The sequence below is a fragment of the Saccharothrix hoggarensis genome, from assembly GCF_042678885.1.
GTDB classification, from domain to species: domain Bacteria; phylum Actinomycetota; class Actinomycetes; order Mycobacteriales; family Pseudonocardiaceae; genus Actinosynnema; species Actinosynnema hoggarensis.
Genome location: NZ_JBHTLK010000008.1, coordinates 59,541 through 72,499 on the forward strand (window position 1 = coordinate 59,541; position 12,959 = coordinate 72,499).

Consider the following 12,959-nt stretch of genomic DNA (forward strand, 5'->3'; position numbering starts at 1 on the left):
ACACCGGCGACAACGGGGACAACTGATCTGCCAACGACACCTCACCCGCGGGCGAGCGGGGTCGAGGCCGTGGAAAGGGCGCAAGTGCCGTTCGATCTGGTCGTGGTCGGAGTCGGCTACGTAGGTCTACCGCTGGCGGCGGCCGCGAGCGCGGCCGGCCTGTCGGTGGCCGGGTACGACACGAGCCCGGACGTGGTGGGCACGCTCACCGAGGGCCGTTCGCACGTGCTGGACGTGCCGTCGACCGAGTTGCGGGCCATGCGTGCCAGGGGTTTCACGCCCACGGGCGACCCGGCGGTGATCGCCGGCGCGGACACGGTGGTGATCTGCGTGCCCACCGGTCTGGGCCCGGACGGGCGGCCCGACCTCGGCGCGGTCCGGGCGGCGGCGGCGACGGTGTCCGACCAGCTGCGACCGGGGACGTTGGTGGTGCTCGAATCGACCAGCTTCCCGGGGACGACGGACGAGGTGCTGCGGCCGATCCTGGAGCGGCACGGTCTGGTCGCGGGCGAGGACTTCCCGCTCGGCTACTCGCCCGAGCGCATCGATCCCGGCAACCGGCACTACGGCATCCGCAACACGCCCAAGGTGGTCAGCGGGCACACGCCGTTGTGCGCGAAGCACTGCGCCACCTTCTACAGCCGGTTCGTGGACACGGTCGTGGTGGCGCGCGGCACGCGTGAGGCCGAGATGGCGAAGTTGCTGGAGAACACCTACCGGTACGTGAACATCGCGCTGGTCAACGAGATCGCGGTGTTCTGCGACCGGCTGGGCGTGGACGTGTGGGACGTGCTGCACTGCGCGGCGACCAAGCCGTTCGGGTTCGCGCCGTTCACGCCGGGACCGGGTGTCGGCGGGCACTGCATCCCGGTCGACCCGCGCTACCTGCTGGACAAGGCGCGTCGGGAAGGCGCGCGGTTGGGCGTGGTGGAGGCCGCGCGGCGGGTGGACTCGGCGATGCCGTCCTACGTGGTGGAGCGCACCGTGCGGATGCTGACCCGCGAGGGCGTGCCGGTGGCCGGGGCTCGGGTGCTGCTGCTGGGTGTGTCGTACAAGGCCGACGTGCCGGACACGCGTGAGTCGGCCGCGTTCCGGATCGCGGACGAGCTGCGGTCGCTGGGCGCGGTGGTGGATTACCACGACCCGGTGGCCGGGGTGGTGCCCGCGCTCGGGCCGCCGGTCGCCGACCTGGACTCCGCGCTGCGGGCGAGCGACGCCACCGTGCTCCTCGTCGCGCACCGCGGTTACGACCTGGGCCTGGTGGCCCGTGAGGCGCGGTTGCTGCTCGACGTGACGGGCAGCGTGCCGGGAGGGGAGGTCATGCGCCTGTAGTGGTCGGGTCCGGGTGTGTTTTCCGGACCGGATCGGCAATTGGCTGGTCGGCACGAGACGAACCGCAAGACGAAACACGAAACACGAAACACGAAACGTAGGCACGTCGGTTCCGGCGTTGTCGCCGGAACCGGACTTTTCACACTGAGGAGTGTCCCGAATGGTCATGTCCACGACGGTCAAGAACGACCGGCTCAAGAAGCGCTTCGAGAAGTGGGACGTCAACGGCAACGGCCGGATCGAGAAGGCCGACTACGAGGCCGAGGCGCACCGCATCATCGCGGCGTTCGGCGAGGAGCCGTCGTCGCCGCAGGCGCGGGCCCTGATCGAAGCCTACATCGCCATGTTCGAGTTCCTGGCGACGAAGGCCGGTGTCGGCGCGAACGGCGCGATGACCGAGGACCAGTTCCTGAGCGTGGTCGAGGCGCAGGTGTTCGCGGAGGGCGACGCGGGGTTCAACCGGGTCGTGCGGCCGACGGTCGCGGCCATGGTGGGCCTGTGCGACACCGATGGCGACGGCGAGGTGAGCCCGGCGGAATTCCGCCGGTGGCTGGAGGCGATCGGCGTGGACGCGTCGTCGGCGGTCGAGGCGTTCCGCACGATCGACACCAGCGGCAACGGCAAGCTGACGGTGGACGAGCTGGTCGGCGCGGTGCGCGCCTACCACTTCGGCACGTTGGACGTGCCGCTCCTGGGTCACTGACCTGACGACGTGCGGCGGCGCCCCGGGGATCATTCCCGGGGCGCCGCCGCCGTGTGTGACGAGGTCGCCTAGAGGGCCGGCACGGCGGTCGGCGCCGGCACGACGGCGGGGCAGAACACGACGTCCATCTCCGGGCGCAGGCCGATCTCCGGTCCGGTGCGGGGCGTGGTGGTGGTGACCAGGATGTTGTAGTGGTTCGGGTGGTGGCAGGCGTCGAAGCCGAGGACGGTGCCGACCAGTTCGCCGTCGCACCACACCTCGTCGCCGCGGTCGATGACGCCCGCGTTGTCGATCTCCACGAAGCCGAGGAACGCGACGCGGTCGACGCGCGCGCCCGGTGTGGTGTCGTCGTGGTCGGTGGTCACCAGCTCGTGCACCTCGCCGCGGCGCACGCAGCGGCTCGCGAACGGCTCCAGGCTCATGCCGCGGTCGTCGCGGCGGTGCACCAGGACCTTCACGACCCGGCTGCCGACCGCTCGCTTCTCGCCGTCCTCCAGCATCACTCGCCCTCTCGTCGATAGCACTCGTCCACCAGGTCCAAGGCGGCCAGGCCGCCGTCCCGCCACGCCGACCGCAGGTCGACGGCGCGTGCGAAGTCGTGGAGCACGCCCGTGTACTCGTGCCACAGGGAGCCTTTGAACTCGTCGTAGCCGGCGAGCATGTCGGCCCGCAGCACGGTTCCGTCCGCGAGTCGCACGGTGACGTCCTTGGTCTCGCCGGGGTGCGACCAGTCCAGTTCGACCTCGGCGGGCGCGGTGCCGCGCACGTGGAGCACGGCCTGCCGGTCGATGCCGTCGACCCGGGTGATGCGGGCGGACTCCAGGGCCACGTCGCCGAGGAACAGGCGGACGAGGTCGAGGGCGTTGGGTCCGTTGTCGGCGACGCAGCCGCCGCCGGACCGGGCCGGGTCGAGGTACCAGCGGTCGTGGCCGACGTGCTCCTCGATGCGTTCGAGGTAGCGGACGGTGAGGCCGGTGACGGGCGCGGCGCCGGCGAGCTTGTCGTGCAGGGCGAGGACGTGGGCGTTGTAGCGGCGGTGGAACGCGGTGAACAGCGCCACGTCGTGCCGCCGTGCGGCGTCGGCCACGGCGAGCCCGTCGCGCAGGGTGGTGGCCAGTGGTTTTTCCACGCACACCGGCAGGCCGCGGGCGATGACGTCCAGGGCGACGCCGGCGTGGACGTCGTTCGGCGCGGTGATCACCACGGCGTCGAGCCCGCCGGCGTCGAGCATCTCCTGGTGCGAGCGGTGGGCGGGCACGGGGTGGCCGGCGGTGGCGCGGTCGTCGGGGTCGCACACGGCGGCCAGTTCGAACCTCGGCGAGTCGGCGATCGCGGCCAGGTAGAACCGCGAGATCACGCCCAGGCCGACCACGCCGAGCCGGATCGGGGCGGTCATCCGGCGGCTCGCAGGGCCGGTGCGACGGCGCGCAGCTCTTCGTACAGCTCCGCCGGGAGGGGCACGCCGTGGGTGCGGCGCCACCGCGCGCGTTCGCCTTCGTGTTGGCCGGGGTACGAGACGGGTCCGCGGGGGTCGACGGGCGTGGCGCCGAGGATCGCGCCGAACAGGGCCGACGCGTCGTCGGCGAACCCGGACCGCAGGGCGTGCGGAGCGAACACCAGCGCCGTGACGCCGATGTCGTCGTCCCGCGACACCGCGGAGGTGGGGCCGAGGGCGGCGCCGGGCAGCAGGGCGCCCAGCACCTCCACCAGCAGGCCGAGCCCGAAACCCTTGTAGGCGCCCGTTTCCGGTGTGCCGCCCAGCCACAGCAGGTGCCCGTCGCCGCGGTCGAACGCGGCCGGGTCGGTCACCGGGGCGCCGTCGTCGTCGGCCAGCCAGCCCGGTGGGATCTCCTCGCCGGCGCGCGCCGCCGCGCGGATGCGGCCGGTCGGCACCACGGTCGTGCTCATGTCCAGCACGAACGGCGGCCGGTCGCCCGCCGGGCAGGCCAGCGCGAGCGGGTTCGTGCCGAGCGCGGGCTCGCGGCCACCCGGTGGGCGGGCGATGCGCTGGCCGCCGCAGTTCGAGGCGATGAACCCGATCATGCCGTGCGCGGTGGCCCGTGCCGCGTGGTAGCCGGCGCAGCCGATGTGCGTCGCGCCGCGCAGGGTGACCAGGCCGACGCCGTGGCGGGCGGCGCGTGCGGCGGCCAGTTCCACCGCCTGTGACGCCGACCAGAGCCCGAGGGCCCGGCGGGCGTCGGCGAGGACGGACGCGCCGAGGTCGGTGAGCACCTCCATGCCGGCGGTCGGGTCGGTGCGGCCGGAGTCGAACAGGGGCAGGTACAGCCGGGTCAGGTTGACCAGGCCGTGCGTGCTCATGCCGGTGAGGTCGCCGTGGCACAGCGCCTCGGCGGCGACCGCGGCCCGGTCGGGTGGGACGCCCCGTTCGCGGAAGACGTCGGCGACGGTGGCCAGCAGGGTCGGGTAGGGCACCAGGACGGTCATGTTCCTCCGTTCCGCGCGAACCGCACGACGATGTCCCGCACCACGGCGGAGAACCGGTCGAGGTCGGCGACGTCGGCGTGCTCGCCGCGCGCGTGGGCGTTGTTGGCGGCCAGCGAGCCGGGGCCGAGCACGGCGGTCCGGGCGCCGGGCACGTCGGCCAGCCAGATGGCGTCGCAGGTGAACGCGGGTTCGTCGTCGGGCCACCGGGGCGCGACGGTGTCGAGCAGCGGCACGTCCTGGGGTGGCAGGGCGGGCAGGCCGCGCTTGCGCCACACGAGGTGCGTGATGGCGGCGGCGTCGACGGCGGTGCGGTGGAAGGGTGCCACGTCGCGGAACCGGGCGGTGAACTCGGCCAGCCCGTCGCGCAGGGCGGTCTCCACGGCGTCGCCGAGGGCCCGCGCGGACGCCGTGCTGCCGTAGGAGAGGTTCAGCAGCAGCTCGCCGGTGCCGTATACGCGGTTGTGCAGGTGCCCGGTGTGCAGGCCGGCGACGCACACCTGCCCGTCGGGCACCCGGCCCGCCAGCGCGCCGGCGAGGTGCTGCGCGAGGAACCCCAGCAGCACCGACGCGTTGTGCCCGACGTGCGGCCGGTCGTCGATGGCGTCTTCGCCGGCGACCCGGACGCAGGCCGTCATGGCGGCGGTGGAGCGGGGCAGGTAGCGCAGGCCGGTCGGCTCGCAGAACACGTTGAGGCTGCCGTGGAAACCGGCTTCGACCAGGGGGCGGGTGCCGAAGACGCCCATCGCGCCGCCCTCCTCGCCGGACACCGCCTGCACCAGGACGCTGACGTCGCGGCCCACGGCGGAGTCGGCCATCGCGGCGCGCACCCCGGCCAGCAGCGCCACCGCCGGTCCCTTGGCGTCGATCGCGCCGCGACCGTGGAACCGCACGCCGTCGAACCCGGCCGGCTCGAACGGCGCGACGGTGTCGAGGTGCACGTTGAACATCACGGTCGGGTCGGCGTCGCCGACCCGCAGCACCGCGCTCGGCTGGCACGCCAGGAACCCCGGGTCCGCGGTGATCGCCTCGCGCACGGCGGCGGGCACGTCCGGGCGCAGCACGTCGGCCTCCCGTGCCGCCGCGAGGTGGACGGTGCGCAGGCCGAACCCCTCGGCGGCGTCCGAGTAGAGCTGCATCGCCTCCCAGAGGTGGACGTCGTCGGCCGTCTCCAGCGGTCCGGCGGTGGGCAGCGCGAGCAGCCGCAGCAGCAGGTCCCGGTCCTCGCCGATCACGGCGCCGTCCCGATCATGGTGCCGTCCCCGATCATGGTGCCGTCCCGCTCACCGCACCAGCCCGGCCATCGCCCGACCGGCCGCGACGAACGCCGCCGCGGCGTCCGGGGCGAGCGCGCCCGACTCGTGGGGGAGCAGCGACACGTGCGGTTCCAGCGACCACGCGCCCCGGTAACCGTGGGCGCGCAACAGCTCCACGCAGTCGGCGACCCGCGCGTGACCGGCGCCCGGCGGCACGAACCGGTCGCCGACGGCGTCCTTGACGTGCACGTGCTCCACGTGCGAGACGACCTCGCGCAGCATCGCGTGCCCGTCGTAGCCGTGCGCGACGCCGTTGCCGGTGTCGAACAGCAGCCGCAACGCCGGGTTGTCGACCGCCGCCAGCAGCTCCAGCGCGCGTTCCGCGCTCGTGCCCGCCCAGCCGGAGCAGTTCTCGTGCAGCAGCACGACCCCGGCCGTGCCGGCGCGCTCGGCGAGCAGCGACACGCGGGCGACCACCCGGTCGCGCCAGCGCCGCTCGGACAGGCCCGCGTTCGGGTACGACATGATCCGCACGTACCGGGTGCCCAGCTCGGCGCAGCGGCGCAGCAGCACGTCCAGCTCGGCCAGGTCGTGCTCGAAGGGCGCGTTCACCGGCCGCGCCCACCCGCCGATCCGCGACGCCAGGCACACCGCCCGCACGTCGTGCGCGGCCAGGGTCTTCGCGAGCCCGGCGAACTCGGCGTCATCGAGGTGGGCGACCGCGCGGCCGTCGACCGTGCGCAGCTCGACGTGCGACCAGCCCAGCTCGGCCAGCACGGCCAGCTGCCCGGCCAGGTCGGGGGCGGCCTCGTCGGTGATACCCGCCAGCACGGGCTCCGGCACGCCATCGGTGAGCACGCCCTCGGTGGGCACGCCGTCAGCGGGCGCGGGGTCGGTGGGCGCAGTGCCGGCGGTCGCGAGGTCAGTGGGCACGGGGTCGGTGGGCGTGCGGTCAGCGGGCATGGGCGGTCACCGGGCCGGAGGACGCCTCGCCGCGCGCGGAGGGCACCACCGGCTCGGCGCAGATGTTCTTGGCCACCGCGAGCAGCTGCACGACGTCCGTGGCGAACGCGAACCCGCGCGCGTGCTGGTCGCCCGCCGACTGGAACATCCGGTAGGCGCGGACCACCCACTCGGTGAGCGAGTCGTCCCGCAGCACCTCGTGCTCCCGCCGCCCGTTCACGGTGACGGTGAGCTGGGAGTGGTCGTCGTCGTCGCTGACCGCGTAGTGCCCGACCGCGCTGCCCTTCTCGAACTCCACCGTGATCCGGCGCTCCCGCACCGGGGAGGTGAGGTCGGAGCTGATCTCCGTGCGGACGCCGCTGTTGTGCCGCAGGCCGATCCGCGCGCCGCCCATGCGCGGCACGACGACGTCGCCCACGGTCAGGTCGTAGCCGGCCGCGTGGGTGACCCGCGCGCTGCCCGCCAGGCGCAGCGCCAGGCCCACACCGTGCGGCAGCTCCACGTCGAACGCGGTCTGGTGGCTGGGCCTGGTCAGCGAGCGGCGGAACCGCGGCTTGTTCTGCACGATCGAGATGGACTTCGCCTCGCCGAGCGTGCCGCCGCGCAGCAGCTCGGTGAGCCGCGTGGTGAGGGAGCTGGTCAGCCACGGCTCGACCACCGCGATCCGCAGGCCGTGCTTGCGGCGCAGCCGGATCACCCTGGCCAGGTCGTCGGTGTCGGCGGCCAGCGGCTTCTCCACGATCACGTTGCGGAACCCGCGCTCGGCCAGCTCGGCCATCACCTCGGCGCGCACGGTCGGCGGCGTGCACACGTGCGCCACCGCGTCGGCGGGGGCGAGCAGGTCGGCCGCCTCGGCGAGGCTGCCCGCCATCGCGAGCCCCGGGCGTTCGGCGGGTAGCCGCCGCGGGTCGCAGGCCACGATCGGCCGGTCGTCGAACAACTGCGGGACCGAGGTCCGGGCCCTGGCCAGCACCGGCAGGTGCAGCTCCGCCCCGGCCCGACCCAGCCCCACGACGAGTGTCCGCACTATTGAGCCCCGTCTTGATCCGTTGGAAGGCATCGGGAATTGCGACTTGTGACCCCAATTGACGGGCCCGACGTTGTCCCAATGCACGTCGCGCTGTCAACACCGGCTCGCCGAATTGACCAGGAAGAGTGAACTCGCGTGCGGGGCGTGGTTCCTCCGGTGGGCTGTCATACGCTCGCCGGCGGAACCGGCGACAGCGGAGGTGAGTGCGCTGACCGTGCCATTCTTCACGCAATCGGCAACCTTTTCGGATTTGTGGCCGACAACGCGAGGGCACATCGTTGACGTCATCGAGAACGGGAAATACTCGCACGGCCGCAAAGTCCTCGAATTGGAAAGCGCGTTGGCCGCGTACACCGGCGCGGCGCACGTCGTCGGCGTCAACAGCGGCACCGACGCCCTCGTGCTGCTGCTGCGCGCCTGCGGGCTCGCCCCCGGCGACGAGGTGGTCGTCCCCGCGTTCTCGTTCATCGCCTCGGCGTCCTCGGTCGTGCCGGCGGGCGGGCGCCCGGTGTTCGCCGACATCGAGCCCGACGGCTACGGCCTCGACCCCGACGCGGTCGCCGCCGTCGCCGGGCCGCGCACCCGGTTCGTCATGCCCGCGCACCTCTTCCACCAGCCCGCGGACCTCACCGGGCTGCTCGCCGTGGCCCGCCGGCTCGGCCTCACCCTGGTCGAGGACAGCGCCGAGGCCATCGGGATGCGCCACGACGGCGTGCACGCGGGCCTGCTCGGCGCCGGGGGAGTGCTGTCGTTCTTCCCGACCAAGACCCTCGGCGCGCTCGGCGACGCGGGCGCGGTCATCACGAACGACCCGGAAGTGGCGGAGACCGTGAGCGCGCTGCGCCACCACGGGCGGTTCGGCCCCACGATCGACAACTTCCCCGGCATCGCCACCACCACCGGCCTCGTCGGCGTGAACAGCAAGATGGACGACGTCCAGGCCGCCGTGCTGCTGGCGAAGCTGGGGCGGCTCGACGCCGACATCCGCCGCCGCGCCGAGCTCGCCGACCGGTACGCGCGGGGCCTGACCGGGGTGCCGGGCGTGCGGAAGCTGCCGTCGGTCCTGCCCCGCCGGGCGAGCGTGCGCGGCGTCTTCTACGTGTACGTGATCGAGGTCGACCGGCGCGACGAGCTGGCCGCGCACCTCGCCGCGCACGGCGTCGGCACCGAGACGTACTACCCGGTGCCGCTGCACCTCCAGCCGTGCTTCGCCGACCTCGGCCACCGGCCGGGCGACTTCCCGAACGCGGAGGCGGCGTGCCGCCGCACGCTCGCCCTGCCGCTGTACCCGGACCTGGCGGTGGACGACGTCGACCGGGTGTGCGACGTGATCCGCTCCTTCCAGACCGGGGGGCACGCGTGACGATCCCGTTCTTCCCGCCGGACCTGTTCGACGGCGACCTGCTGCTGGAAGTGGTCGAGGAGGTCGGCCTCGCGCTGGACCAGCGGTTCATCCTCGGCGAGCGCACCGCGGAGTTCGAGGCCGTGCTGCGGGACTCGCTGGGCGTCGCCGACGCCGTGGCGTGCGGCAGCGGCACGTCCGCGTTGACGCTCGCGCTGCAGGCGATGGGCGTCGGCCCCGGCGACGAGGTGATCGTCCCCGCCTACGGCTGCGCGCCCCTGGCGTCCGCGCCGCTCGCGGTCGGCGCGACGCCCGTGTTCGCCGACGTCGACCCGTGGACGATGGTCGTCGACCCGGCCGAGGTCGACAAGCTGGTCACCGGGCGCACCAAGGTGATCATGCCCGCGCACGTGTTCTCCGTGATGGCCGACATGCCCGCGTTGCGGCGCATCGCCGCGGACGCCGGCGCGCGGCTGCTGGAGGACTCGGCGGTCGCCCAGGGCGGTGTGCTCGCCGGCCGGCCCGCCGGCACCTGGGGCGACGCGGGCGTGTTCTCGTTCGTGCAGGTCAAGACGTTCGGCATGCCCGGCGAGGGTGGAATGGTGGTGACCGGCGACCCGGCGCTGGGCCGGGCCGTGCGGATGCTGCGCAACCACGGCCAGGACGGCGTGCGGCGGTTCGTGCACCACCGCGTCGGCGGCAACAGCCGGTTCGACGAGGTGATGGCCGCGTTCCAGCTGCGCCGGTTCGCCGGCCTGCCGCGGCGGCTGGAGCGGCGGGCGCGGATCGGCGACTACTACACCGAGCGGTTCGCCGGGCTGGCCGGCCGGGGTGTCCTCGCGCCGCCGCCCGGCCGGGACGGCCGCTGCTTCTACGTCTACTCCGTGCTGGCCGAGCGGCGGGACGCGCTGCGCGAGCACCTCGCCTCCCGCGGCATCGGCACGCACGTCTACTACCGGGCCCCGCTGCCGCGGCAGCCCGCGTTCGCCGGGCACGCGCAACCCGACCGCGACTGGCCCGCCGCCGAGTCCGCCGCACGGCGACAGCTCGCCCTCCCCATCCACCCCCACCTGACCGACGCGCAGGTGGAGCACATCGCCGACGAGGTGTGCCGGTTCGCCCGGCACGCCGGGCCCGACAGCTGAGGAAGCTCCGATGACGACCACCATCGCGCCCGGATCGACCGGCGCGTACGTGAAGCTCGCCAAGCTCGACATCGTCGACTACTACCTCGGCGTGTTGGTGGTGTGGTCGCTGCTCGCGCCCGCGCTGCGGTTCGACGGCGGCGTCCTGACCACCATGGCGGTGTTCCTGGTCGGCGAGGTGTTCGTCATCGTCGCGATGGTCGCCCTCGACGACCTCACCGGCTACCGCGACGGCAGCGACATCGCCAACTACGCCCCGGACGCGCCGGCCCGCAAGCTCAACCGGAAACCGCTCGTCGCGGGGACGCTCACCGAGCCGCAGGTGCTCCGGTTCGCGCTCGTCACCGCCGTGGTGGGCGCGGCGGTGTGGGCGGGCGCGCTGTGGCTCGCGCCGCACCGTCCGGTGTGGACCGTCGCGCTGGTCGCCGTCACGTACTTCTTCGCGCTGCAGTACTCCTGGGGCGTCAAGCTGAGCTACCGCGGGTTCCAGGAGTTCTTCCTGGCCGCGCTGGGCTGGGCGCTCGTCCTCGCGCCGTACGGCCTCGTCACCGGCGCCGTGGACGGCGTCGTCATCGTGCAGGCCCTCATCTTCGGCCTCGGCCCGCTGCTGTTCGGCGTCTACTCCAACACCAACGACGTGGCGGGCGACCGGCGCGTCGGCAGGCCCACGGTGGCCGCCCTCACCTCGCCGCGCGGCAACAAGCTGTTCGTCCACGGCGTCTCGGCGTGCGAGCTGCTGCTGATCCTGGCGCTGCCGTGGGTCGGCGGCCCGTGGTGGTTCCCGCTCGCGCTGCTGCCGACCGTCGTGCTGCGGCTGCGGCAGCTGCGCGTCGGGTTCGGCCGGGGCGACATCCTGCGGGCCCGCCGGATCGGCATCGACGTGCACCGGGTGACCGTGGTGACGCTGGTCCTGGTCAACCTGGTGGTGCGCTGATGGGCGCCGAGCTGGACGTGGCAGTGGTCGGCGGCGGGATCGCCGGGCTGGCCGCCGCGCACGAACTGGCCCGCGCGGGCCGCGAGGTGCGCGTGTTCGAGGCGGCCGACCACGTCGGCGGCCGGATGGCCACGCGCCACGTCTCCGGGTTCGTCGTCGACACCGGCGCCGAGCAGATCTCCACGCGCGGCTACCCCGACACGTGGGACCTGCTGCGGCGGACCGGCCTCGACGCCGCGCCGCGGAAGGTCGGGCGGCACGTCGGCGTGTGGCGCGACGGCCGGGTCCGGCGCGGCCTGGCGCACCCGCTGGGCCTGCTCACCGGGGCTGGCCTGTCGGTGCGGGCGAGGTTGGACTTCCTGCGCGCCACGCGCGGCCGGTTCGACGTCACCCGGCCCGAGACGTCCCGGCTCGGCCGCGCCACCGTCGCCGAGTTCGCCGCGCCCCACCACCGCGACCTGCTGGAGTACCTGTGCCAGCCGGTGGTGTCCGGGTTCTTCGGCTGGCGGCCGGAGCACTCGGCCGCCGCGCCGTTCCTCGGCCTGCTGGGCGCGATCGGGCCGGTCACCGGCTGGCGCGCGTACGACGGCGGCATGGACTCGTTGGCGCGGGCGCTCGCCGCGCGGCTGGACGTCACCACGTCGTTCCCGGTGCGGGAGGTCGTCGCCGCACGGGACCACGCGCGGGTGGTCGGCGACGACGGCGAGGTGCGAGCCCGCTCGGTCGTGCTGGCCGTGCCCGCGCCCGTCGCGCGCCGCGTCCACGTGACCGCGCCCGAGCCCGACCGGCGGTTCCTCGACGCCTGCACGTTCACCCCGATGGTGAAGGCGCACCTGATGCTGGACCGCCGGCCCGACCCCGGCGTCTACCTGCTCGCCGTGCCGCGGTCGGAGAGCCCGTCGGTGTCCGTGGTGCTGTTCGACCACCTCAAGCACCCCGACCGGGCGCCCGCGGGACGCGGGCTGGTCACCGTCATCGCCAGTCCGGCGATCGTGCCCGCGCTGCTGAACGCGCCGGACGACCAGGTGGTGGGCGTCCTCGCGGACGAGGCCGAGCGGTTCGTGCCCGGCCTGCGCGCCGCCGTGACCGGATCGGTCGTGCACCGGTTCCGCCACGGCCTGCCCGAGGCCACGCCCGCCGCCCTGGACCTGCGCGCCGGGTTCGAGTCACGGCTCGGCGGCGTCGTCGACTACGCGGGGGACTGGCTGACGCTGGCCCCGTACAGCGAGGCGGCCGTGCGCTCCGGCCGCCGGGCCGCCGCCCGCGTCCTCGCCCGAACACCGTCGGCAGCCGCGCAGCCCGGGACCTTGCCGTCGGCCGCCGCGCCGAAGAGGGAGCACGCATGAGACCGCACGACATGGGCACGCTGTTCGACGAGGTCGCGGCGCGCCACACGCACACCACCGTCCACCTCGACCGGCCGTTCGACATCGCGCCGGCCGGACCCGCGCCGGCAGACCGGTCGCACGGTGCGCTCGGCGACGACGGGTTCGGCCAGGGCGTCGACTACACCGTGCCGGAGCTGGCCGGCCTGGTGCGGGAGGCCGCGGGCTGGCTGCACGCCGTGGGCGCGCGGCGCGGTGACCGGGTGGCCGTGGTGAAGCGCAACCACTACGACTACGACCTGCTCGCGTGCGCCGCCGTGCGGATCGGCGCGGTGCCCGCGCTGCTGTCCGGCCACCTGTCCGACGACGCGCTCGAGACCCTGCTCAAGCGGCTCGACCCGGCGGTGCTGGTGACCGACCGGGTGCCGCCCGCCGGGGTGGCCGGGCGGGTGCTGGCGCTGGGCGAGCCGTTCGCCGGCGCGCCCCG

General features: G+C 74.2%; 13 protein-coding genes. 7 read left to right on the forward strand and 6 right to left on the reverse strand.

Annotated features, from left to right (window positions below):
- The first annotated feature begins 84 nt into the window (after window positions 1-84).
- Entirely contained in the window at window positions 85-1,332 is a 1,248-nt protein-coding gene (locus ACFQ3T_RS03580) for a nucleotide sugar dehydrogenase (RefSeq protein WP_380719687.1), read from the forward strand.
- A gap of 166 nt (window positions 1,333-1,498) precedes the next feature.
- Window positions 1,499-2,035, forward strand: a complete 537-nt coding sequence (locus tag ACFQ3T_RS03585) for an EF-hand domain-containing protein (RefSeq protein ID WP_380719689.1) — start codon at window positions 1,499-1,501, stop codon at window positions 2,033-2,035.
- A 68-nt stretch (window positions 2,036-2,103) separates the two neighbouring features.
- On the opposite strand, the gene ACFQ3T_RS03590 is transcribed toward ACFQ3T_RS03585, so the two are convergent.
- The 6 genes from ACFQ3T_RS03590 to ACFQ3T_RS03615 are packed head-to-tail and all read right to left on the reverse strand — an operon-like array spanning window position 2,104 to window position 7,708.
- Window positions 2,104-2,535 carry a DUF6917 domain-containing protein gene (locus tag ACFQ3T_RS03590; protein ID WP_380719691.1) on the reverse strand — a complete coding sequence of 144 codons (432 nt, stop codon included), beginning with the start codon at window positions 2,533-2,535 and terminating at the stop codon, window positions 2,104-2,106.
- A complete protein-coding gene (locus tag ACFQ3T_RS03595) occupies window positions 2,535-3,431 on the reverse strand; it encodes a Gfo/Idh/MocA family protein (protein ID WP_380719693.1) in 897 nt (298 codons plus the stop codon). Before ACFQ3T_RS03595 ends, ACFQ3T_RS03590 begins: the two co-directional genes overlap by 1 nt.
- Window positions 3,428-4,480 (reverse strand): Ldh family oxidoreductase, encoded by a 1,053-nt coding sequence (locus ACFQ3T_RS03600; RefSeq protein WP_380719695.1) that lies wholly within the window; start codon window positions 4,478-4,480, stop codon window positions 3,428-3,430. Before ACFQ3T_RS03600 ends, ACFQ3T_RS03595 begins: the two co-directional genes overlap by 4 nt.
- Entirely contained in the window at window positions 4,477-5,712 is a 1,236-nt protein-coding gene (locus ACFQ3T_RS03605) for a M20/M25/M40 family metallo-hydrolase (protein ID WP_380719697.1), read from the reverse strand. The genes ACFQ3T_RS03600 and ACFQ3T_RS03605 overlap by 4 nt, the downstream gene beginning before the upstream one ends.
- Before the next feature lie 48 nt (window positions 5,713-5,760).
- Window positions 5,761-6,696 (reverse strand): sugar phosphate isomerase/epimerase family protein, encoded by a 936-nt coding sequence (locus tag ACFQ3T_RS03610; protein WP_380719699.1) that lies wholly within the window; start codon window positions 6,694-6,696, stop codon window positions 5,761-5,763.
- On the reverse strand, window positions 6,686-7,708 hold the full coding sequence (locus ACFQ3T_RS03615) for a Gfo/Idh/MocA family oxidoreductase (protein ID WP_380719701.1): 1,023 nt from the start codon (window positions 7,706-7,708) through the stop codon (window positions 6,686-6,688). The genes ACFQ3T_RS03610 and ACFQ3T_RS03615 overlap by 11 nt, the downstream gene beginning before the upstream one ends.
- A 232-nt stretch (window positions 7,709-7,940) precedes the next feature.
- Between ACFQ3T_RS03615 and ACFQ3T_RS03620 the strand changes: the two genes are divergently transcribed.
- From ACFQ3T_RS03620 to ACFQ3T_RS03640, 5 genes are all read left to right on the forward strand, one after another.
- Complete coding sequence (locus ACFQ3T_RS03620; protein WP_380719703.1) at window positions 7,941-9,089, forward strand: DegT/DnrJ/EryC1/StrS family aminotransferase; 1,149 nt, start codon at window positions 7,941-7,943, stop codon at window positions 9,087-9,089.
- Window positions 9,086-10,213: a DegT/DnrJ/EryC1/StrS family aminotransferase gene (locus tag ACFQ3T_RS03625; RefSeq protein ID WP_380719705.1), complete on the forward strand. Its 1,128-nt coding sequence runs from the start codon at window positions 9,086-9,088 to the stop codon at window positions 10,211-10,213. Before ACFQ3T_RS03620 ends, ACFQ3T_RS03625 begins: the two co-directional genes overlap by 4 nt.
- A 10-nt stretch (window positions 10,214-10,223) precedes the next feature.
- Complete coding sequence (locus ACFQ3T_RS03630; protein ID WP_380719707.1) at window positions 10,224-11,147, forward strand: UbiA family prenyltransferase; 924 nt, start codon at window positions 10,224-10,226, stop codon at window positions 11,145-11,147.
- On the forward strand, window positions 11,147-12,493 hold the full coding sequence (locus ACFQ3T_RS03635) for a protoporphyrinogen/coproporphyrinogen oxidase (RefSeq protein ID WP_380719709.1): 1,347 nt from the start codon (window positions 11,147-11,149) through the stop codon (window positions 12,491-12,493). Before ACFQ3T_RS03630 ends, ACFQ3T_RS03635 begins: the two co-directional genes overlap by 1 nt.
- On the forward strand, window positions 12,490-12,959 hold a 470-nt coding region (locus ACFQ3T_RS03640; protein ID WP_380719711.1), incomplete at its 3' end, for an AMP-binding protein. The genes ACFQ3T_RS03635 and ACFQ3T_RS03640, both read left to right, overlap by 4 nt.

What these genes read in the sequence shown, in the direction of transcription:
- ACFQ3T_RS03585 (WP_380719689.1), top strand. Translation starts at nt 1,499, where the DNA reads ATGTCCACGACGGTCAAGAACGACCGGCTCAAGAAGCGCTTCGAGAAG.
- ACFQ3T_RS03590 (WP_380719691.1), bottom strand. Translation starts at nt 2,535, where the DNA reads ATGCTGGAGGACGGCGAGAAGCGAGCGGTCGGCAGCCGGGTCGTGAAG.
- ACFQ3T_RS03595 (WP_380719693.1), bottom strand. Translation starts at nt 3,431, where the DNA reads ATGACCGCCCCGATCCGGCTCGGCGTGGTCGGCCTGGGCGTGATCTCG.
- ACFQ3T_RS03600 (WP_380719695.1), bottom strand. Translation starts at nt 4,480, where the DNA reads ATGACCGTCCTGGTGCCCTACCCGACCCTGCTGGCCACCGTCGCCGAC.
- ACFQ3T_RS03610 (WP_380719699.1), bottom strand. Translation starts at nt 6,696, where the DNA reads ATGCCCGCTGACCGCACGCCCACCGACCCCGTGCCCACTGACCTCGCG.
- ACFQ3T_RS03630 (WP_380719707.1), top strand. Translation starts at nt 10,224, where the DNA reads ATGACGACCACCATCGCGCCCGGATCGACCGGCGCGTACGTGAAGCTC.
- ACFQ3T_RS03635 (WP_380719709.1), top strand. Translation starts at nt 11,147, where the DNA reads ATGGGCGCCGAGCTGGACGTGGCAGTGGTCGGCGGCGGGATCGCCGGG.